Here is a 22243-nt window from a genome sequence, read left to right as displayed (position 1 = left end):
CTACACCTTCTAAAATTACATATGGATTAATTAAGACATATCTGAAAAACCAGATCCTGACCTTCTACTGAATGGGTAATGTAGCTTTTATCCTTATCCAATTCTGCATTTACTGCTAAGTATACTGATAAAGTTTGATCTTTTATATATTCTTGCCACTTTTCTATTGCTGCTTTGAAGTTAATATCGTTTGTTTGCACAACAACCCTAATGCGGTCAGATATATGCAAATTTGCTTGTTTTCTTGCTTCTTGTAGAGCTCTCACTACATCTCTAGCATATCCTTCAACAATTAGTTCATCACTTAAGTTTGTATCTAATATCACTATTCCTTTGTTATCATCAAACACGCAAGAGAAGTTATTATCTGTTTGCAAGAGCACCTCATATTCTCCTTCATTTTCTCCTTCATTGAGTATATGGTAATTATCTGCATCTTTGCCTATTAGTAATTGTCCTTTTCTAAGTAGATCCCACTTGCCTTCTTTTGCGTATTGTATTAAATCTTTTATTTTATCTGGAATTCTCTTGCCTAAAATAGAAAAATTTAACTTTAACTTTATCGACGCTACTTCTTCTACATTATTCATTAGTCCTAGTATTTTAACATTCACTTCGCTTTTGATTATCTCTTGATATTCATCAGATAAACTACTTAAAGTTTTGTGGTATATTGTTATTTTGCTTAAAGGTTGACGTATGCGTATGCTGTGGGTATTGCGTATAGAAAGAGCAGCATTACAGATATCTTTAACTAAATCCATCTCACTTATGAGTTTTTTATCAAAGTTTTTACTTTCAGGAAAACTAGCCAGGTGAATAGACTGTTCTTTAAATTTAAGACCTTGCCACGCAGCCTCTGTGATTAGGGGCAAAAGTGGTGATGAGGCTCTGAGTATATAATAGAATATGGTATATAAGGCGTTATAAGCATCAGTTTTATCTTTATCAATTTTATTTTGCCAAAAACGGTTGCGGCTACGGCGTATATACCAATTATTTAATACTTCAAAAAAATCTACCACTGCTTTGCCTGCATCTTGCGCGTTATACGCTTCCATTGAGCTCTTAATATTTGTAACTGCCTCAAAGCACTTAGCAATTATATAGCGGTCCATAGTGCTATCAAATTTTTCACATACCTCAGCTTCTATTCCATCAACATTTGCATACATAGTAAAAAAGTGATAACTATTCCATATGGGTTTTATTACAACTTTTAGTATATCGCGTATCATGTTACCTTCTTTATCTAATAGAAGATTACCACCACAAACAATTGGGCCAGAGAGCATAAGAAAACGCAAAGGATCAGAACCATATTTGTTAAACACCTCCATAGGGTCAGCATAATTATTTAGGCGTTTAGATAACTTTTGCCCCTCTACATCAAGCACCACTCCATGGCATATACAATTGTTAAATGGTGGACGGTCAAACAGTGCGGTAGATAAAACAAATAAAGTATAAAACCAACCTCTTGTTTGCGCGATATATTCAGTAATAAAATCTGCCGGAAAATTATTTTCAAACCATTCTTTATTTTCAAATGGATAGTGAACTTGAGCAAATGGCATCGAGCCTGACTCAAACCAACAATCAAAAACATCAGGGACACGGTGCATCATTGACTTGCCAGTTGGATCATCAGGATTTGGCCGTACTAAGTTATCAATAAATGGCAGGTGCAAATCTTCTATTTTGGTATTAAAATCGTTTTCTAATTCTGCAATTGAGCCATATACATCTACCCTTGGATATTTTAGATCATCTGACTTCCACACCGGTATTGGTGTGCCCCAAAAGCGATTACGGGAGATAGACCAATCATGTGCACCATCTAACCATTTACCAAATTGCCCATCCCTAACATGCTCTGGTACCCAATTAACGCTTTTGTTGAGCTCTACCATCCTATCCTTAAATTTAGTAACTGCAACATACCATGAGGGCATAGCACGATAGATTAGTGGCATATCTGTTCGCCAACAATGTGGATAATTATGTATATGTTGTTCTGTTTTAAACCATGAACCTTTTTCTTTTAATTTTTTAATTATTATGTCATTTGTATCGAACACATGCATGCCAGCTAAATCTGAAACACTGGTAGTAAACTTGCCACTACTATCTATCGGACAGATAGCTTCTATATTATGTTTCTGACAAAGAAAAAAGTCATCTTCACCAAACCCTGGTGCTGTATGTACAATCCCTGTTCCTTCTTCTGCCGTTACATAATCTGCAATTAAAACACGGAATGCATTTTTCGTATTAGCAAAATAATCAAATAACGGCTTGTAAGCAAGATTAACCAAACCCTCCGCCTTTAATTCTATATTGTATGGTAGGTAAGCGATATTATTTTGCTGGCAGTGACTTGCAAATTTTTGCATGTAACTCTTGGCAAAAATGTATAGTTCATTGTTTATTATCGCTCCAGAATATTCTATATTCCTTCCAATTGCCAAAGCTAAGTTGCTTGGTAGAGTCCATGGAGTTGTGGTCCAGGTAAGTAATTTACATTTACTAACATTGCTATCAACAGTTTTTGGTTTTTCCAATAATTCAAAAGCTATAGTTACAGATTTGCTAACTTTTTCTCTGTAAGCATTATCCATTCTCGTTTCAAAATTTGACAGTGGAGTTTCACATGCCCAGCTATAAGGAACCACTTTTACTGATTCATATACTAAATCTTTATTGTAAAGCTGCTTAAAAGCCCACATTACTGATTCCATAAATGACTTATCCATGGTTTTGTAGTCATTATGAAAATCAACCCAACGAGCTTGTCTATTTACGTATCTCTCCCACTCTGCAGCGTATTTCATCACAGAAGACTTGCAATGGCTGTTAAATTTTTCAACGCCAAACTTTTCTATTGCCACTCTGCCCGATATTCCAAGTTCTTTTTCAGCTCCCATTTCAGCTGGCAAGCCGTGGCAATCCCAACCAAATCTCCTCTCCACTCTTCTGCCCAGCATTGTTTGGTATCTAGCAAATGCATCTTTAATAAAACCTGTAAGTAAATGTCCATAATGAGGTAAGCCGTTGGCAAATGGTGGCCCATCGTAAAAAACAAAACAATCATTTTTAGGACGGTTTTCAACCGATTGTTGAAAAATTTTATTCTTATTCCAAAAGCTTAAAATTTCTTCTTCTAGAGTAACAAAATCCGGATTGCCATCAATTTCTTTATATTTCATAGTTATTTTTTAAGCACTATTACTTAAAGAGTACGTTATTTTCTTTTTTTGACAAGGAAGAGTATCTTTAAAGAAATTGCTACATAGAACGGTTTTGCTCCATTGGTTTAGACAATGTTGGATTTTGTATAACATTACCTTTTACTTCTTCTTGTACCGTTACCCCCTTCATTTCCTGTATTTTTTCTTCTATTGCATGTAGATCTGAATTAAAAATTGCTTTATCGATAGTAGCGAGATATTCAAGATCACGATCCGCTACGCAACTAAGATTAAGGTATGCTTCTGATGATAAAAACTCTAACCTCTCTTGTGCACTTAAACGAAGCATATCAGTAGGCGTTTGTCCATTTATATTCTCAATTTCTAAACTCGCTTTATCATGGATTATATCTAAGGTAGCATAAAAATAGTCAGTGAAATAACAAAAGCAAAATGGGGAATGCGAATATCATCTATCCTCACTGTTGTTGCGATAATTGGGATATTTATATCTGAAACTATTCTTTCTGAAAGAAGTAAAATTTATTTTACATCAGCATCAATCATTGTATTTACTGTTGCTATAACAGCACTGCTAAATTGCTCATGTATATTAGTGTATGAGAAAGATGTTTATGCAATAAGAAGAAATAAAGAGAACAAAGAAGAACCGCAAACAGAAGTGTCATCTATTTCGACAGATGAAAATAATCGTGTGCAAGAGACTTCTGTTTAAAGTGTAAAATACTAAAATTATCTTTTAATTATTATTTTACTACGCTTAATCTTACGTTGCAGACATAGCATTCCATATAAGAGAGCCTCAGCTGTTGGTGGGCACCCAGGAACATATATGTCAACAGGAACAATACGGTCGCAACCTCGTACTACCGAATAAGAATAATGGTAGTAACCTCCACCATTGGCACAGCTACCCATAGACACAACATAACGTGGCTCAGGCATTTGGTCATACACTTTGCGTAATGCAGGAGCCATCTTATTAGTAAGAGTACCGGCAACAATCATAACATCAGCTTGCCTTGGGCTTGCACGAAACATTATTCCATACCTGTCAAAGTCATATCGACTACTTGCAGTATGCATCATTTCAACTGCACAGCATGCAAGGCCAAAAGTCATAGGCCACAATGAACCAGACCTTGCCCAATTTGTAATATAATCAACTAAGTTGCCAAATTTGGTAACTATAAATCCTTTATTATTATAATCATCCCAGATACCGTCGTCTACAGTGTTACTCCCATTCCAAGGCGCCCTTATTCCATTCATATATAAAACCGACAGTAAGTATTAACAAAAATATTACCATAGACCAAAAACCTACGCTCCCTATTTTAGCAAGGGACACAGCCCATGGAAATAAAAAGGCAATTTCTAAATCAAATATTATGAATAGTATTGTAACCAAATAAAACCTTATATCAAATGTCTTTCTTGCGCTTGATAATTGATTGAACCCGCATTCATAAGAAGATAATTTTTCACTATCAGGTTTGTATGCTGCAAAAAACATAGGTAAGGTAGCTAGAAGTACAGATATAAGTACAACTATCCCTAAAAAAACCATTATTGTAAAATAATCACTTATCATTGTCTTGCAGCATGTATCAATCTATTCATTTTAAGTAAAATCAAAAAAGATTGTCAACCTTTTGCCTAACCTTTAATTTATCATAAAGTAAGTATACAAAATTTTTCTTACTATAAAGTAAAAGGTTTGCATTATTTAGAGAGAAAAGTGTTATATAGTTTTCAACTGATTAGTTTTTGCAATTTCAAGGGCAGCATAAGTAAAAATAGACTTAGCACCAGCACGTTTAAAACTAAGTAATGATTCGTATATTACTTTGTCATATTCAAGCCAGCCTTTTTCCGATGCAGCTTTAAGCATTGCATATTCACCACTAACCTGATAGGCAAAAATCGGGATATCAAACTTATCGGCTGCAACTCTAATTACATCTAAATATGGCATCCCAGGTTTTATCATGATAATATCTGCAGCTTCATCTATATCCATCTGAATTTCACGCATTGCCTCTTTGGCATTACCAAAATCTAGCTGATAACTACTTTTATCAATTGAACTTGAAAATGAACAAGAGCCCACTGCTTGCCGAAATGGTGCATAGAAACCTGAACAATATTTAACTGCATAAGATAATATCAGTATATCTTGAAAATTGCTGTTGTCTAATGCTGCTCTTATCGCTTGAATCCTACCATCCATCATATCAGAAGGTGCAACTACATCACATCCAGCAGCAGCTAAAACTAACGCTTGCTTGCACAAGATGGGTATGGTTTCATCATTTGCAATCTTGCCGTCAATGACAATTCCATCATGGCCATAAGTAGTATATGGGTCAAGGGCAACATCTGCAATAATTCCTATATCGCTTCCAAATTCCGATTTTACCTGACGAATAGCAGAGCAAATTAGATTGTTTGGATTGTATGCCTCATAAGCATTTTCAGTCTTTAAACTATTTTCAACAACAGGAAAAAGAGCAATAGCATTTATACCTAAACTCTTAGCTTCTTCAACAACTGAAAGCAAATTTATGATTGGATAACATTTTATATTAGGTAACCCGGCAATAGGTTCATAGATCTCTGTGCCATTGTGCACAAATAGCGGCAAAATTAAATCATTGACCGATAATTCGTTTTCTCGCGTTAAGTTTAAGAGCCAATTGTTTAAACGTTTACGCCTTAATCTTACATTTGGAAAAGCAGCCATTTTATAAGTTATAATAGATTTTTAAACCTTTAAATTTATTAAATATCTTAACATTTAGATCAGTATATCATATACTATTGGAAATCTTTAGCTAGTAGAAAGATATTCCCCACTTCCTTATTTTCATTACTGTTTACTTTGACTTGATCCAACTCATTTAGTGGTTTTTGCTGCTGGATTTTTGGATAGGAAAAAGTAAAAGCGCTTAAAGCAAGTGTAGCAATGCCTAAAATTGCAAGTGCTGTAATATTATATTTATTGTGAAAAAATTTACCCAATATTGAAGAAGATAGCAACACAGTAAAAGCAGTGCCCAGCAACGCTGCAGTATAAAAAGAAATTTTTCTTTTATCAAATTCAACCGGTAATAAGCTATATGTTTTCTGTTTAAAGGTTTCAGGTTTTGCATCTGGTACGTCCTCAAATCTTTCTCCATTAATAGATTCAAACTCATGTTCTATATAAGCTAGGATCATACCTTCAAAATTTTTAGCTATATCTTCGTCATTACTATTTGTTAAATAAGCAAGGATGTCTTTATCAATTCCTACTGGAATAAAATCATTATCAGCATAGATTATCTTTGTATTATTTAATTCTTTATCTATCTCATTATCATCGAATATATAATGCTCATCTGAAATTCCTATAAATTGCATAGAGCGAGCTAAAACAGTTAAGTTACAAGCAACATTGTCATCAATTGCATTAAGTGTTACGAAAACTTGATATGCAATATCATCTGGTAAGTACCGTACTTCTTTTTCTATTATGAGTAATGCAAAAATTACGTTTTCATCTACATTAATATTATGAATTTTGCAATAAAGCTGTACTAATTCTCCATAGAGAAAAGCATTGGTCATGCATAGTAGTTCTTTATCTTTTTCAGTTTTGTCTAGACATTCTGAAACTTGAGAATTAGCAATTACATCTGGATTATTTATTCGGTTAGTTTTATTGACCAATTCTCTTATATTCTTTAAAATTTTTGTTTCAAAGTCATCTGAGTTATTGAAAAGCGACTTGCCTTTGGGATTGACTATAATATTGAGCAGTTTAATTGATTTATCTTTTGCTCCCTCTACCATCTTTGCTATCTTTCCAAGTTCTTGATCAATAGCAGCAATAATATATATTTTATCAATTACCTCTTGCGCATCTAAGTGATTGTGATGATTTAAAATTTTATAAGCTTTTTCATATATTAAACATAACCCTTGTAAACTTAATTTCAGTTTAAAATATCGGTCTAAGGGTTGTGTTTTAGTTTTATTTATGAACTCATAGAAATGAAAAAAATTTCTGTGATCTGTTTGTTCAAGCTTAGAATAATTGTGCGATATCATATTTTGAAATCCACCGAGAAAAATAAATATGGCTTCTAACAAATTTCCTTTGCCAAATACTTTCACTAATTTTTCTAATTGCTGTGTTTGCTGCACGTTACCCCCGAAAATCATATGCTATTTTTAGTTTAGTATTGTACTAAACTAAAAACTATAAGTAGTTTGTTTTTAGTAATTTTTTTTAAAAAATTAAGATCTCTTTACAACAAACTGTTTCTTATACGATTATTTTTTGTTCGTATTTTTGTGAAGCATTTATACTTTTTATTATAGAATCCAACTTTTCACTCATTACATCTATTTTTTGTGACTCAGATTCTTTCTTTATAATCTTTTGTATTGACCCCCAAAATACATAGTTTAGACTGAGAAGTGTAGACATAATAAAACCCGTATTTATTAAAATTGAACCTTTTTCCATATTATTTTGACAACATATAGCACCAGCTATGATTACAGTAATTGTAGTTGCAACGTAAATTGCAAGAGTACTGTGTAATATAGTTGTTTTATTAAAAACTTTCCTCAGATTTACATTACTCATCATCCCCCCACTAGATAAGTAGACCTACTATTAGTATGACATATATTTCTTTTTATATCAAGAAATTAATGATAAATACAAATAACTACACTCCTAAAGCTAATCTATTTGGATCTTCTATATACTGTTTAACAATAGCTAAAAAAGTTACTGCTCCTTTTCCATCTACTATTCTATGATCATATGAAAGTGCAATATACATCATCGGTCTAATTTCAATAGAGCTGCCAATTGCTACAGGTCTATTTTGTATTGTGTGCATACCTAAAATTCCAGACTGTGGTGGATTTATAATTGGAGTTGAAAGCAAAGAGCCATAGATTCCACCATTAGAAATAGTAAATGTAGCACCTATCAGATCAGCAACTTGAAGTTTATTCTCACGTGCGTTTTTACTGAGCTGAATTAATGTATTTTCAATTTCCGCAAATAACATTTGATCCGCACTCCTAATAACAGGAACAACGAGCCCCTTATCAGTGCCAACTGCGACACCAATATCATAATAATTCTTATATATTATCTCGTCCTTAGATATCTCAGCATTAATTTCTGGCACTTCTTTTAAGGCTAAAGTTACTGCTTTAATAAAAAAAGACATAAACCCAAGTTTAACACCATGTTTTTTTTCAAATGGATCTTTATATTTCACTCTTAGATCCATGACGTTTTTCATATCTATTTCATTGAAAGTAGTTAAAATTGCAGCAGTATTTTGTGACTCCTTAAGACGAGCAGCTATCACTTGCCTTATTTTGCTCATCTTGACCCTCTTTTCCCTTGTCACGTTAATATCTTTTGATATTGATTGCACATTATCTTGCATACTGCATGCAGTGGGAGCCTCCTTTCTATTTATATGATCAATGACATCAGACTTAGTAATGCGAGAGCCCATACCAGTTCCCTCAATCTCACTTGGATTTATTTCACTCTCACGCATCATTTTTTGTGCTGATGGTGCATCTTTTTTAGATGCTACAGTGTTATCAATAGCTTTTTCTTCTTGTTTAGCATTTTGATCTACTATTTCAGCACAAAGTTCTACAAGTAACGTATCTTTTTTAACATTCTCATCCTTTTTTACATGCATTTTCTTTATATATCCTGTAGTAGGAGAGGTAATTTCAAGTGTTGTTTTATCAGTATCAATTACAAGTATCACATCATCTTTTTGTACTCGGTCACCTTCTTTTTTATATATTTCACCTATTGTACCTTCTGTAATTGATTCACCACCTAAATTAATTACCCTGATATCTATCGTGCTCATTATCTTTCTTTTATGTTTAAAATTTATATCTATTTTATAAATGCTTCATAAAATAAAGTCCACAAGATTGAGATATTTTTTAGTGAATTAGACCTATTTTAAAAAGTTATGCTTTTTAGCTTCTAGAGCGATTTCCTTCTCAAAATTTAAAATATTTTTTCTATTAACAAAATCTTGATTACCAAAACCGGTTTTTAATTTTTTTATAGAAGCTTCATTACTTACATTTTGAAGATATAATTTAACTTCTGATAACTTTATTGGTTCCTCTTTTGGAGGGCAATAGTTATGCAGAAATTTTAGCACTTTTTCTTTAGCGTCAGCAAGCAATTTTTTTCTATCTTCAGTAATATGATCACTGCTTTTTAGCATATGTAGATTGTACATCTGCTTTGCAGATTCAGTTGTGTTTGTTGAAACAATATCTAGACTAAACTCCTTCAATTCTAAATAGCGCAATATCATCTCTGTATAGCCGCCAAGTCCTGATAAAGTATGACCTTCCTCTGTTAGCCTTGCATGTGTTTCCACATATGCTTGGATAGAGCCGCAATGCAGAGCTATCTCACAACCTACTCCCAAGGTAAATCCACTAACTGCAGCAATAGTGGGAAAGCTTGTAAATTTTAGCATCTGCAACACAGATTGACCATACTCAATTTCTTCTTTTGTTTTAAAATTATCACGCGAACTGCTACGATTTATTCCTGATGAAAAATTTGCAGAATCATTCCCTATTAGCATGCATTTGAAATGCTTAGGTACTATGTTGATTGCATCATATAGTAATTTAAATGTTTGATAGTTAATTGTGGTATCTTTTGAATTGAATTCAAAACATACCACACCATCTCCTATATCCCAGAGTGATGCAGCTATATTAGCTATAACAGGTTTTTGCTTCAAATCTGATAAACTCCAATTACCTCGATCTTCTAAGTTAAATTTCATGTCCATTTTAGCTCACAGTTTTTTAATTTATAAATCTAATTAATAGCTGTAAGTGTTAAAATATAGTTTATCTATAAAGTTAAGTAGTAAAGGAGCTTTGATATTTAACTATATCTTAGCATTTTAATCATAGCTTAAAATTTTGAATTTTAATGATCAAAACACTAATTTTTATTCTTATCTTGCTGCAGTCTTTTAGCATTTATGCAGATGAAGAAGTATTTTCTCAAATTGCTAAAGCGATAAAAGGTGGCCATTCAAGCGTAGTAAATGATAGTGATTTTCTCGAAAAAAGGAGCGATAAGTTTGAAATAAAAGTTAGTGAAAATTTAACTAATATAAGCTACTTTCTCAAAAAAGCTAAAATCGCTTTTGATATGGGAAGCATTGAAGTTGCAGAATCTTTTTACAAGCAGATACTGGATAAGTTTCCTAAAAATAAAAGTGCATTAATTGGGCTTGGCAATCTTTATTATGTGCAAAAAGATTATAAAAGAGCACATGAGACGTATCTAATTTTACTAAAAGAATACCCTCACGATACCACTGTCATACTTAACTATTTTATAGTAGTTTCAAACTATGACCCCAATTTTGCTCTGAAAGAAATGTTAAATTTATCAGGTAATATAAATTTTGCACCACTCTATGCTAGTATAGGTTTACTCTATTTAAGAGCAGATGAGCCAAATAATGCTAAAGATTATATGATCTCTGCACTTTCTCTTGAGCCAGAAAATGTTTTTTATATTTATAATCTGGCTATAATCTTTGATAAATTGTCAGATTTTAAAAATGCTGCTTTCTTTTATCAAAAATTAGTAAACCTGCGAGATAGAAATATAATAGAGAATATACCTATAAAACAGATTAGCAACAGGTTAAAATTTATCAACAGCTATTTATAAAGTTTTAAAATACTATGCATGCAGCTCTTGGTCTTTTACACCATTTTCATGACTTGCATTTTTAAGTTCTGATTCATATTCTTGTTTGATATTTTTCACACTATCAATAGCACTATATAACACAAAAAACGACAATGCTGCAAAGCCTGCAATACTTGCAATAAATTTTACATTACTATCTAGTTTATTTCCAAACAAACCTATACCAGTTAACACAGTGCCAAGTATAAGTGGAACCATAAACATAGTTATGAATCCTATTCCATTTTTTGTTACTTTATTATGCTTTTCTATATCATCTTTAGCTCAATAAATTGTCACTCCCGTACAAAGTAAAGAAAGAGCAGCAAACGGAATAAATCCTGTGATACCTAAAGCAAAACCTGTTTTTCCTAGCTTACTAAATAAACCTACTCCAGTGAATATAATACTGGTAAATGCTAGTGTATATTTAAAAACTAGCCTTTGTTTATTTTCCTTTAAAACTGAACTTAAAGCTTGATAATTCATTTTACCCCCTAGCTCATTCTAATTAAATTTTAGCAATTTATTAATTAATAGTTAATTTGGAATATTTAATAATGCAGTAGAATGTTAATTATGGCTTTAAATTATGTGCAACAATTGAATAAGGAAAAAACAATTTCTTGCATGTGTCTTAATAAAATAGTAACTTGATAGCCTAATGATGTTACAAAATTAGATGAGTTTATTTATATGTCTTTATTGCGCCCAAAGATTACTGTAATTGGTTTAGGTGGAGCAGGCGGAAATGCTGTAAATAACATGATCCAATCTAACTTGCAGGGAGTAGAGTTTATTACGGCAAATACAGATTCTCAAGCACTAGATTATTCTTTAGCAGAGAAAAAAATCCAATTAGGAATTAATCTAACAAAGGGTTTAGGAGCTGGTGCATCACCAGAAGTTGGCAAAGGTGCAGCAGAAGAATCAATTAGTGAGATTAAGGAATATATATCTGATAGTAATATGCTTTTTATTACTGCAGGAATGGGAGGGGGTACAGGAACTGGTGCAGCACCAGTAATAGCTAAATTTGCCAAAGAACATAAAATATTAACTGTAGGAGTTGTCACAAAACCTTTTGCTTTTGAAGGTAGCCGCCGGACAAAAATAGCAGAAGATGGGCTTAGAGAGTTACAAGAATATGTTGATACTTTAATTGTTATTCCCAATCAAAATTTATTTAAAATTGCAAATGAAAAAACTACTTTTTCTGATGCATTCAAGCTTGCTGACAGTATCCTCCATATTGGAGTTAGAGGTATAACAGATCTTATGATTATGCCAGGACTTATTAATCTCGATTTTGCTGATATAAAAACAATAATGAGTGAGATGGGTGAAGCTATGATGGGAACAGGAGAAGCAGAGGGGGAAAATCGAGCAATAAGTGCAGCAGAAGCCGCAATGCTAAACCCATTGCTGGATAACATTTCAATGAAAGGAGCAAAAGGTATATTGATTAATATAACCGGTGGAGCAGATATGACTCTCTTTGAGGTCGATGCGGCAGCAAATAGAGTGCGTGAAGAAGTAGATAGTAGCGCTAACATCATATTTGGAGCTACATTTAACAATGAAATTGAAAATAGAATCAGGGTTTTAGTGCTCGCTACTGGAATAGATAGTGCTGTTTCATTTGAAGATGAAAGCTCATCGAATGATAAAATTACTAACAATTCATTTTATAAATCTACTAGTGAGGAACAAGAAGCATTGAAGTCTTATAATAAGCAAGATGAAACAAAAAAAGTGCAGTCAGAGTCATTTGGTGGGATATCAGAAGTAATAAAGAATCACAAGAGAATAGCCGAACTTGCAGGGGAAAACCCAAACTGGAACTTTAATTTTGTTGATGTACCAGCTTTTTTGAGAAGAGATAATAAATAAATGCAATTTTGGCTTTTAAAGGTAGAGCCTAGTGTTTATCCATGGGAAAGCATAATCAAGGATAAAATTACAAGTTGGGATGGTGTGTACAATCACCAGGCGCAAAAGTATATGAAATCCATGAAGGTTAATGATTTAGCTTTCTTTTACCATACAGAAAAAGAAAAGACTATTGTTGGCATAGTAAAGGTATACAGTGAGTATTATTGCAATAATAATGCAAGATTTGGTGTTGTAGATGTTGAATATTTTAAACCTTTAGAGAAAAGAGTTACTTTAGGGCAGATAAAGCAAAATACCGATCTACAGAATATGCTTATCTTGAAACAACCTCGTTTGTCAGTGTCTAGTGTACTGCAAAGAGAATGGGATGCTATCTTACAGATGAGTGCAAAATGATAGAAATAAGCATTCACAGTGACAAATGGTATAATGTTATAGATGATCCTGAAAAGTTTGTAAAAAATATCATTAACGTTTATCTAGAAAAACTCAAAATAGCTAATTACCAGCCAATAATTTCAATACTTATGGCGGATGATAGTGTACTGCATAAGCTTAATTTAGAGCATCGCAGCCAAGATAAACCAACAAACGTACTTTCCTTCTCTTATGAAAAATTATCGCCAGAGTGCTTTTTAGGAGATATTGCAATATCAGTAGATAGAATAATTGCTGAATCAGTTGAATATGAAGCCTCCATACTATCGCACACTGCTTATTTGATACTACATGGACTGCTTCATCTTTTAGGTTATGATCATGAGCAAGAGGATGAAGAAACCAAGATGCAAAGCCTAGAAGAAGAAATCATGGCAGAGCTGAATATAAAAAAGGTACTAATGTAAACTCGTTACTTTTTTATATTAATAATGTTATAAAAAATACCTTTAGTTAGAAGGTTGTTAATAAGTATATGTTAATACATTATTTTAAAAGGAGAAAATTATGTCTAATCTTGATATTACGTTTAATAATGCTTATGAATATGGTGCTTATGAATATAGTGCTTTTGATGGCCCAAACAATTATCGTCATATAAAGAATGATGATGTAGGTTTGCGTATTAACCCTGGAAATGATGGTGCAATGTTTTACGAAGGGACTAATCCAAAAGCTCAAGATTTCTTTCATACAATAGCCTGTGACTTAGATGAAATAGATAAATCTGGCTTATCATCTGTCACAACACATTTTCAATGTTCTGATCATGCTTTAAAAGTCAATAAGAGTACGATTCAAAATGGTGATGCTTGTAATCGTTCTAATGTATGTCTTAATGAGATGAAAAGTTTACATTTCAGGTTTAAGTAATTTACGAGAAATTTGCTATGGTTTTATTTACCATATACTTCAAAAAGTACTACATATTCTTGAAATAGCTTCTAAGCTTGGGACAATAAAATTTATAATTATGTAATTAGAGCTTCTAACAACTTGAGTTAATATAAAAAAGATATATCTTAATTTTATAATAGCAAGAAATTTTACTTGTTCAGTGAGTGATCGGTTTTTATACTTAATGTTTTAGGCAATGTATAAGCTATTATTATTTTGTTTTATTATTATGCTAGTTGGGTGCCCGCACAAGTATAATATCCAAAAGACAGATAGGAAAACAGAGGCTCAACTGTATAAAGAAGCCACAGATTTAGCTAAAAGCAAAAAATATAAACAAGCAATTGAAGTTTTTCAAGAAATTGAAGACCTATATCCATTTTCAGATTGGGCAATAAAAGCTCAGCTACAATCTGCCATTGTAAATCATGATAGTGGTAATTATAGTAAAGCTGCAGCTCTTTTAGATGAATACGTATATATGTATCCAAATAATCAGAATATTGCCTATGTATATTACTTAAGAATCTTATCTTACTACGCACAGATTGACGGCATTAAACGTGAGCAAAAAATGGCGTACACAACTTTAGAATTACTGAGAGAGTATATGCATATTTTTCCAACTAATCAGTACAGTAGTATCTTAGAGAAAAAAATGGATTCAGTGATAGATCATATTGCGGCTTATGAACTTTCTGTTGGCAAGTTTTATTTAAAACGTGGTCATTACATATCTGCAATCAAACGTTTTGAAGAGATAGAGAATAATTATAGTAGCTCAAATTATACTACTGAGGCTTTGTGTAGATCAATAGAAGCATACTTAGCCTTAGGTATTCAAGAGGAAGCTTACAGAAAGAGGCTTAAAATACTAGATAGACCAGATGCAAAAAAATGTGAAAGATACAAATAGGTAGATAAAGGAAATTATTTTTTGTGTAAAATATCAGCTTACATCGCAACTGTATTAAACAATCAATATAAGTTAATTTACTTAAGCAATACATCCCGTGCTTCGTTTATTTTTTGTGCCAGATAAGCTGATCCTCCTTTATCTGGGTGTATAGATTTCATTAAATTATGATAGGCTTGATTTACATCACTACTTTTTACATCCTCAGTTAAACCTAAAATTTTTAGTGCTTCACTTTTTGACATATTACCTGTATTTTCATTGTTTGTCTTGACAGTGCTTTCATTTACAAACTTATATAAGATGGAATTAACAGTTTCACTGATATTTATTATACTATTTTTCTTAAAAAAGAAAAAACAAACCAAGATAACTGTTGGCAAAACAAATATTATAAATATTAACAGTAATAAAATTAAAAGTATGTATGACATGACTTATGTTTTAAAATAGTATATTAACATAGTTAATATTGTTGTTGCAACGGGTTAATAATATGTTTATTCAGATTGAAGATACACCCAATCCTAATACACTAAAGTTTCTTCCAGGGTTTCCTATCTTAAAAGAAGGTGAAACAGCTGAATTTTCTCAGGGGAATAATACAAGCAATTCAAAATTAGCAGGAAACCTTTTGCAGGTAGAACATGTTAGTAATGTCTTTTTTGGTTATGATTTTATTACAGTTACAAAATCAGATGAAATTAGTTGGGATTTAATAAAGGTAGAAATACTCACCTCCATTATGGATCACTTTGCAGCTGGTGGCACTGCGCTTGATAACGGTAATATAAAATCTGAGGATGATGAATTCTATGATGAGCACGATGAAGAAATAGTAGGAAGAATCAAAGAGTTAATTGAGAATTATGTAAGACCTGCAGTTGCTCAAGATGGAGGTGATATTAGATTTAGAGGTTTTAAAGATGGTATAGTTTTTGTTAAACTTCATGGTGCATGCTCTGGGTGCCCAAGTGCATCATTCACTCTAAAACAAGGGGTACAAAATATGTTAACTTATCACATTCCAGAAGTTGCAGGGGTAGAAAATATTTAGTTATTTGTTTTTTAACCTTTTACGTGCTACCATACTGCCAAACAGCAGTAATATAATGAATGCAAAATTCTATAGTTTTTTATTAATTTTATTTTTCTATCACACAAACTCCTATGCCACCCAGTTTATAAGAGATAGCGAAGCAGAATCTATAATACGAGAATTGACAGCACCTTTATTTAAAGCTGCAAGTGTAGATCCAAGTTTAGTAAAAGTTTTCATTGTTGATGACAAAGCACTAAATGCTTATGTTGTTGACAATAACAACATTTTCATAAATCTTGGGCTAGTAGAATATTCAATGAGTCCCTATCCTATGCTCGGAGTTATAGCGCATGAGCTTGGCCACATAGCTGCAGGGCATGTGCTACAAAGAGATAATGACATAAATAGTGCTAAAATAGGAGTGTATGCAAGTTACCTACTTGGGATAATTTCAGCTATAACAATTGATCCAGCTGTTGGCACAGCAGTAATGCAAGGTGGTAGCCACTTAGGAGAAAGAGCATTTTTAAATAGTAATCGTGTTCAAGAAGAAATAGCAGATCAATATGCTTTAAAATATCTAGATAGTGCTGGCTATAGTAATATTGGAATACGGGATATTTTAAGATATTTAGACAAATCTGAGCATTCACAAGTTGATCAATATTCACTTACACACCCGTTGAGCAGCAAGCGTTTATTTTATGTACAAAATTATCAAGCGGCAAACAACACACAACCCATATCTGCTGATACATTGTATAGATTTGAGCGTCTCATAACAAAGCTAGATGCGTTTTCTAGCCCTATTAATACTTTATTGGATAAATATTCAGACGAATCAGATTTATCTAAATACGCCCGTGCTATTATTTATTATAGGCAATCTAAAATAGATAAATCTATAGAACAACTTGAATCATTGATTGAAGATTTTCCTGAAGATCCCTATTATCATGAATTAAAAGGTGAAATTCTTTACAAAATTGGCAAAATAGATGGGTCCGTAGCAAGTTATAAGCAGGCACTATCCCTAACTAAAAGTCATAGTACGCTAATAAAGCTACAGTTATCACAAGCCTTACTACTTAAGGATCCCCAAGAAGCAGTTTTTTATTTAGAACGAGCCAGTGCTGAAGAAAAAAACAGCCCATTAATCTGGAATCAACTTGCTATAGCGCACGGACGTAGTGGTCATATTGGTATGTCATACTTTGCACTGACAAAAAAAGCATTTCTTGAAGAGGATACAAACAAGTTTAAAAAATATTCTGAGCTAGCAGTTAACAACCTACCTCAAGATAGCCCCTATTTATTGCAAATAGATGATATGCTCAAACATCATAAGACCCGCTGAGAAACGGTATGCAACTAATTTCAGCAGCAACAACAGCAAGAATCAATTAAAACTCATGCCTGAGGTTTGCGAGACCAGCAATTATGTTAAATCTCATGTTGTATTTCTTCTGAAAATTGCGATAGGTATGCGACATGATTTTAAAAATCTTAATTTCACGGATTTTATGCTCCACTTTCATCCTAAATGATGCCAGCTTCCGATTGTGCTCTTTTTGATCGTCCGTCAGCAATTTTTTTCGATACCTTTTATGCGGAATCATAACGTTACTCTGCAATTTTTGCCACCCCTGATATCCAGAATCTGCATACTTTATATTCTCTTTTGGTAACATTTTTTCCTGCTTTCATATCTTAAAATCGTGAGTTCGACCTCTGTATGACTTTGACACTGATAGAATTTGCCCATCTTCTCTTATAACGATTTCCGTTTTTATCGTGTTTACTCTTTTCTTGCCAGAATAAGACAATTTTCTTTTTTTCCTGTCTTTTGGCCGTTCTATTGGTTGTTCTGTAACATCTGCTAATATCTTCAAAATTCTTTCTGGCGTCATAGTTCTGTCCTTTTTTTTTGAGATTTTTTTAGCCAAAAGTGGTTCCATTTTCTTGAGTAATCGGCAGATGTTTGAGTTATGCAAGTTGAATCGGTAACTCAAGAATCGGTGTGTTATGTAAGTTCTATAATACAGAATTATACAAAGTATTTTGTCTTCCAACACAGGCTATTTTGATGTTCTTCCATTTCCGTTTTTTAACTTTCTCCCACTCTGGGCGCACTTTTTCTATAACCTTTTCGAATTTTCTTATTGTCAGACCTGTTACATCTTGAAAATTCCTCGGATGTTCTTTTATATTATGCTAATTTAAGCTCATCTTGCCTCACTTTTTCTTGCTCTATCTCTCTTTATATAACCATTTCTCCTCTTTTGCACCAGGTCTAACGAAGAATGTGCCCAGGAAAAACCAACATTTGAGAATGAAAAGATTGAAGAATTTAAAAATGATGCGCTGAAAAAAGTAACTCAGGCAAAAGAGGAAGCTGAGAAGTTTAAGAAAATGCTGCAACAAGAACTGCAAAAGCTACAGAAAGTAGAAGAGGAAAAATTGCAGATTCAGGTTGAAGAAGTACCAGACTCTAATATGAGTACAGTAGAAGTGCAATCTCATAGCAGCAGTAGGTTTAGTACAATTTAGCAAAAGTAAGACAGATTAGCATTTTGTTGAAATATTGCATTCTTCATAACACTTCCCCATCTACAGTATAGCAGTTTTGTTGTTAGGGGATATATTCTAGTTTAACACACTATTTTAAATTTCATATTAATTACTTAATAGAATATATAAGTTACACAATCATAAATTAGTTAATTTATTAAAAAATAATATTTACTTTTATTTAAAGTATAAGTATTAATATATATAATATTTTATTAAATAATATGAAACAATTTAAAAATATAATATTTAGGCAATGGATTACATCTGATCCAAAACGTTTAAGAGATGAGATTGGTGAAAACAAAAATGTAATACCAAATACTAAAAATTTTCCATACATTTACACTATTATTGAAACTGCTAAACAAGATCCAGAAACTCTGCAGTGTATTTTTTATCTTGGAAACAATTTAAGCGATATGCAAAAACAAGAAATAAAAGAAATAGAAGAATTAGCACAAAATATTTTCACAATACAATTTGATAGTAAAGAACTAAAACCTTTATGGGAGAAATATAATTTCCAAACTAGAACAGATTTATTAAATCCGCTTTTGCAGGAAGGTAAAGAAATAGATATACTGTCGTGGTTAAGTGAACCAAACGATGATAGCTTAATGGGTTTTCGTGTGGATTTTATGTGAGTACTTATGCTTTTAGAAGGAAAATCTGCTTTAACTGATTCTGGTAGACTAAAAGAAATAGAAATATCAAAAGACGCACCTATAATATATCTTGATTTTGATAAGTCTATATATGGTACAATTAAAAATTTTGAAGCTCCTCATGGTATATTGTTTCCAGTAGGTATTAATAACAGTAATCTTTTTCATCTAACTAATTTTATGATTGCAGTAACAAAAAATAATCATCCTGTACTTCAAAATACTGTTAAAACTATCAAAGGCTATTTTAGTATAGAGCATAAAAATTATTTTGATCAGCTCATAAAACACTTAGATGATGCATTTAAAATTAATCACTTAAATGATAGTGATAAACGTAAGATATTGTTGAAAAGTTTTTTATATGATTTAAAACATAATGATATTTCTAATATAGCAGAAACTTACTACTTAGGGGCTTATTATTTGAGATATATTTTAGATTGGAAAAAAGGTGCCTATATACAGAAATCGTCTATAAATAATTCTGATCATTTAGATCTACAACTGCCTTCACATATGATGCAATGTTTTGTTTATTCAATAACAAGTGGGTGTTTAGCTGAGTTTTTGGCTGAACAAAAAAATAAAACAAAAATACAAAATCAAGGTAATTTTTGGGATTACTTATATGAAGATTATACAGAAAAAAGTAATGTTATAAAGTCAGAGAAAGAGAATGTTAATATATTTAGTAGCATTAGTAATTTAATGGATGTTCCACTAGTAATTGGGATCACTGATCATATAGCGCAAAGTTGGAAAGGTAATACATTTGATAAAATGTATAAACAAGAAGAGCTCACGCTACAAACAAACAGCAATATAAACTTCGATATGGCTATTATAGGTGGGGACATGGATGTTGTGGTTAAGTTACTAAAAGAAGGAGTTAATGTTAATGCAGTAAATCTATATGGTAACACGGCTCTTATGTTCTCTGCTATTCATGGACGGACAGAAATAGCAGAATTACTAATTAGGGAGGGAGCTAATATCAATGCCCCAAATAAAGATGGTTATACACCCCTTACATCAGCTGCTTATAATGGACAGACAGAAATAGCAGAATTACTCATTGATAGGAAAGCTACAGTCGATGCTCGAAGTAAAAATGGCAATACACCTTTTATTATAGCTATTCTACAAGGGCACACAGAAGTAGCAAAATTACTAATTGAGGAGAAAGCTGATGTTAATGTTCGAGATAATAATGGCTTTCAGCCTATTCATGCAGCTGCTCAGAATGGGAAAAAAGAAACAATAAATCTACTTTTAGAATATAGCATTAATGACATTAATGATGCTCAAAATAAAGGGGGCATCCCGCCACTTTTCTTCGCTATTTCAAATGGACATATAGAAGCAGTAAAGTTACTAATTGAGAATGGAGCTTATTTCAATATTAAAGATAAATATGGTCAAACTCCATTAGACCTTGCACATAAAAATAACCAAAATGAGATAATTTCTTTATTAGAAGCAACAGAAGAGTTGTTCGATGGCGTAATAAGCAAAGATTTTAAGCGTATAGAAATGGCTATAAACTCTGGTACTAATGTTAATGCTAAAAATAAAAACGGTGATACAGCTCTTATATTATCTACTATTAATGGAAGTAAAGACATCGTAAAATTCCTTTTGGAGAACGGTGCTAAGGTTAATAAGAAAAACAAAAATAATAGCACGCCATTGCACCTCGCTATTTCAAGCAACAACATAAAAATAACAGAATTGCTTTTAAAGTATGGTGCCAAGATGAATGAAAGAAATGATAATGATGAAATGCCATTACACTTTGCTGCTCAAGCTGGACATGCAGAAGTGGTAAAGTTACTAATTAGCAAGGGTGCTGATGTAAGTTTAAAAAGTAATATAATGGGTAACACGTAATTACATTTCGTTGTTGAAGGTAAATGTGTAGAAGTGATAAAGGCTCTATTAGATGCTGATACAAATAATTCTATTGTAAATGAGGAGAACAAAGATTGTAATACAGCATTACATTTAGCTGCTCTAGGCAGCAATACAGAAGTAGTAAAATTATTAATTGAAAAAGGAGCAAATATTGATATAAAAAATGCTAAAGGAAAGACATTTTTAGATTTAGTGAAAGACTCTCAAGTTTGCATACCATTACTAGAATTAGTTGCAAAATATAAACCTGAAAATACAAAAGATTTTCTGTCAAGTGAGCCCGATTTAATAAGCAAATTAAGCAAAGAAAATAATTTGGGTAAGGAATTAAAAGAAATAGTTGATGAAGTGGAGAATACACAAAGAGTCAGTAAAAAAGAGGGTTTTCTTCCTCGTCTCGTTAATTCAAAAGTGATCGTTAACCCAGGAATAGAAGGATTAACAAAAATAATAGAAAAAAGTAGAGATTGAAATATTAGAAAATCCAATAGGCCTTCAGTAAAAAATATTATACTCTCCAGCACCAACAAGAATCCAGATATTTACTTTCGTTTTACTCTCTCAAAACCACAGAAAAGCACCCATATTTTAGAGAAAAAAGGCTTAAAAAGCTACGTTATGGAAAGTGAAGTAGGGAGTAATTTGGTGATATAATTGGATGCCAAGATATACATATATGCACAATAAAATTGGCTATTGTTGCGATTTTTGTGTTATGCCAAAATTAGAATAGAGAAAAGTTCATATAAGTTGCTATGGTGGACCATTCCTCTCTCTCTAAACTTTCTCTCTGTTTCGCCCTTTAATACTGTAGAATGGGCTATAGTAGCGTATACTACTAATAGTATAAAGTGATAAAGGTATCTATCCTTTTGAGAATGAAGCAAACAGGTA

24 protein-coding genes and 2 pseudogenes are annotated in these 22243 nt (G+C 32.3%); 13 read left to right on the top strand and 13 right to left on the bottom strand.

Translation table 11 applies throughout. The annotated features are described in order from the left end of the window. Positions 1-26 precede the first annotated feature (26 nt). Both ileS and AACL19_RS03600 read right to left on the bottom strand, forming a co-directional pair. Positions 27-3209 carry an isoleucine--tRNA ligase gene (gene ileS / locus AACL19_RS03605; protein WP_339045161.1) on the bottom strand — a complete coding sequence of 1061 codons (3183 nt, stop codon included), beginning with the start codon at positions 3207-3209 and terminating at the stop codon, positions 27-29. A 79-nt stretch (positions 3210-3288) separates the two neighbouring features. Further along, positions 3289-3540, bottom strand: a complete 252-nt coding sequence (locus AACL19_RS03600) for a hypothetical protein (protein ID WP_339045160.1) — start codon at positions 3538-3540, stop codon at positions 3289-3291. Positions 3541-3651: 111 nt separating this feature from the next. On the opposite strand from AACL19_RS03600, the gene AACL19_RS03595 reads away from it, so the two are divergent. Next, the gene (locus tag AACL19_RS03595; protein WP_339045159.1) at positions 3652-3927 is read left to right on the top strand and encodes a hypothetical protein; all 276 of its coding nucleotides are present in this window, start codon (positions 3652-3654) and stop codon (positions 3925-3927) included. Positions 3928-3944: 17 nt separating this feature from the next. On the opposite strand, the gene AACL19_RS03590 is transcribed toward AACL19_RS03595, so the two are convergent. The 7 genes from AACL19_RS03590 to AACL19_RS03560 form a co-directional block, all read right to left on the bottom strand. Beyond that, positions 3945-4484 (bottom strand): NADH-quinone oxidoreductase subunit B family protein, encoded by a 540-nt coding sequence (locus AACL19_RS03590; protein ID WP_339045158.1) that lies wholly within the window; start codon positions 4482-4484, stop codon positions 3945-3947. Beyond that, on the bottom strand, positions 4450-4806 hold the full coding sequence (gene ndhC, locus AACL19_RS03585; protein WP_339045157.1) for an NADH-quinone oxidoreductase subunit A: 357 nt from the start codon (positions 4804-4806) through the stop codon (positions 4450-4452). The genes AACL19_RS03590 and ndhC overlap by 35 nt, the downstream gene beginning before the upstream one ends. A 150-nt stretch (positions 4807-4956) precedes the next feature. Then, the gene (hemB, locus tag AACL19_RS03580) at positions 4957-5958 is read right to left on the bottom strand and encodes a porphobilinogen synthase (RefSeq protein WP_339045156.1); all 1002 of its coding nucleotides are present in this window, start codon (positions 5956-5958) and stop codon (positions 4957-4959) included. 74 nt (positions 5959-6032) lie between these two features. Then, positions 6033-7421, bottom strand: a complete 1389-nt coding sequence (locus AACL19_RS03575) for a hypothetical protein (RefSeq protein WP_339045155.1) — start codon at positions 7419-7421, stop codon at positions 6033-6035. A gap of 103 nt (positions 7422-7524) precedes the next feature. Next, positions 7525-7851 carry a hypothetical protein gene (locus AACL19_RS03570; protein WP_339045154.1) on the bottom strand — a complete coding sequence of 109 codons (327 nt, stop codon included), beginning with the start codon at positions 7849-7851 and terminating at the stop codon, positions 7525-7527. An 85-nt stretch (positions 7852-7936) separates the two neighbouring features. Further along, a complete protein-coding gene (gene odhB, locus AACL19_RS03565; protein WP_339046664.1) occupies positions 7937-9127 on the bottom strand; it encodes a 2-oxoglutarate dehydrogenase complex dihydrolipoyllysine-residue succinyltransferase in 1191 nt (396 codons plus the stop codon). A gap of 90 nt (positions 9128-9217) precedes the next feature. Beyond that, complete coding sequence (locus AACL19_RS03560) at positions 9218-10081, bottom strand: hypothetical protein (protein ID WP_339045153.1); 864 nt, start codon at positions 10079-10081, stop codon at positions 9218-9220. Between the two features lie 146 nt (positions 10082-10227). On the opposite strand from AACL19_RS03560, the gene AACL19_RS03555 reads away from it, so the two are divergent. Then, positions 10228-10983 carry a tetratricopeptide repeat protein gene (locus tag AACL19_RS03555; protein WP_339045152.1) on the top strand — a complete coding sequence of 252 codons (756 nt, stop codon included), beginning with the start codon at positions 10228-10230 and terminating at the stop codon, positions 10981-10983. Positions 10984-10995: 12 nt separating this feature from the next. On the opposite strand, the gene AACL19_RS03550 is transcribed toward AACL19_RS03555, so the two are convergent. After that, entirely contained in the window at positions 10996-11223 is a 228-nt protein-coding gene (locus tag AACL19_RS03550) for a hypothetical protein (RefSeq protein WP_339045151.1), read from the bottom strand. A gap of 66 nt (positions 11224-11289) precedes the next feature. Then, positions 11290-11493: a hypothetical protein gene (locus tag AACL19_RS03545; RefSeq protein WP_339045150.1), complete on the bottom strand. Its 204-nt coding sequence runs from the start codon at positions 11491-11493 to the stop codon at positions 11290-11292. Between the two features lie 207 nt (positions 11494-11700). On the opposite strand from AACL19_RS03545, the gene ftsZ reads away from it, so the two are divergent. The 5 genes from ftsZ (at position 11701) to AACL19_RS03520 (ending at position 15151) form a co-directional block, all read left to right on the top strand. Beyond that, a complete protein-coding gene (ftsZ, locus tag AACL19_RS03540) occupies positions 11701-12897 on the top strand; it encodes a cell division protein FtsZ (protein WP_339045149.1) in 1197 nt (398 codons plus the stop codon). Beyond that, a complete protein-coding gene (locus AACL19_RS03535) occupies positions 12898-13296 on the top strand; it encodes an EVE domain-containing protein (RefSeq protein ID WP_339045148.1) in 399 nt (132 codons plus the stop codon). After that, on the top strand, positions 13293-13745 hold the full coding sequence (ybeY, locus tag AACL19_RS03530) for an rRNA maturation RNase YbeY (protein WP_339045147.1): 453 nt from the start codon (positions 13293-13295) through the stop codon (positions 13743-13745). The genes AACL19_RS03535 and ybeY overlap by 4 nt, the downstream gene beginning before the upstream one ends. A gap of 100 nt (positions 13746-13845) precedes the next feature. Further along, positions 13846-14211, top strand: coding sequence for a hypothetical protein (locus AACL19_RS03525; RefSeq protein WP_339045146.1), 366 nt, complete (start codon positions 13846-13848; stop codon positions 14209-14211). 220 nt (positions 14212-14431) lie between these two features. Further along, a complete protein-coding gene (locus tag AACL19_RS03520; protein WP_339045145.1) occupies positions 14432-15151 on the top strand; it encodes an outer membrane protein assembly factor BamD in 720 nt (239 codons plus the stop codon). 77 nt (positions 15152-15228) lie between these two features. Here the strand turns inward: AACL19_RS03520 and AACL19_RS03515 are convergent, their stop codons facing one another. Further along, a complete protein-coding gene (locus AACL19_RS03515; RefSeq protein WP_339045144.1) occupies positions 15229-15396 on the bottom strand; it encodes a DnaJ domain-containing protein in 168 nt (55 codons plus the stop codon). Positions 15397-15647: 251 nt separating this feature from the next. On the opposite strand from AACL19_RS03515, the gene AACL19_RS03510 reads away from it, so the two are divergent. Both AACL19_RS03510 and AACL19_RS03505 read left to right on the top strand, forming a co-directional pair. Next, entirely contained in the window at positions 15648-16208 is a 561-nt protein-coding gene (locus AACL19_RS03510; protein WP_339045143.1) for a NifU family protein, read from the top strand. 4 nt (positions 16209-16212) lie between these two features. Further along, positions 16213-17550, top strand: coding sequence for a M48 family metalloprotease (locus tag AACL19_RS03505; RefSeq protein ID WP_339045142.1), 1338 nt, complete (start codon positions 16213-16215; stop codon positions 17548-17550). Positions 17551-17596: 46 nt separating this feature from the next. Here the strand turns inward: AACL19_RS03505 and AACL19_RS03500 are convergent. Continuing rightward, a pseudogene (locus tag AACL19_RS03500) lies at positions 17597-18401 on the bottom strand (transposase family protein). 204 nt (positions 18402-18605) lie between these two features. Here AACL19_RS03500 and AACL19_RS03495 point away from each other — a divergent pair. From AACL19_RS03495 to AACL19_RS03480, 4 genes and pseudogenes are all read left to right on the top strand, one after another. Next, the gene (locus AACL19_RS03495) at positions 18606-18743 is read left to right on the top strand and encodes a hypothetical protein (RefSeq protein WP_339045141.1); all 138 of its coding nucleotides are present in this window, start codon (positions 18606-18608) and stop codon (positions 18741-18743) included. 245 nt (positions 18744-18988) lie between these two features. Then, entirely contained in the window at positions 18989-19411 is a 423-nt protein-coding gene (locus AACL19_RS03490; protein WP_339045140.1) for a hypothetical protein, read from the top strand. A gap of 6 nt (positions 19412-19417) precedes the next feature. Beyond that, positions 19418-21325 carry an ankyrin repeat domain-containing protein gene (locus AACL19_RS03485; RefSeq protein ID WP_339045139.1) on the top strand — a complete coding sequence of 636 codons (1908 nt, stop codon included), beginning with the start codon at positions 19418-19420 and terminating at the stop codon, positions 21323-21325. Positions 21326-21337: 12 nt separating this feature from the next. Further along, positions 21338-21820: pseudogene (locus tag AACL19_RS03480) on the top strand (ankyrin repeat domain-containing protein); the annotation flags it as partial. Positions 21821-22243 lie beyond the last annotated feature (423 nt).

Source organism: Candidatus Mesenet endosymbiont of Agriotes lineatus, assembly GCF_964019585.1.
In the GTDB taxonomy this organism is placed as follows: Bacteria; Pseudomonadota; Alphaproteobacteria; order Rickettsiales; family Anaplasmataceae; genus Mesenet.
The sequence above is the reverse complement of the archived record's forward strand: the minus strand, read 5'-3'. Positions and strand labels throughout refer to the sequence as shown.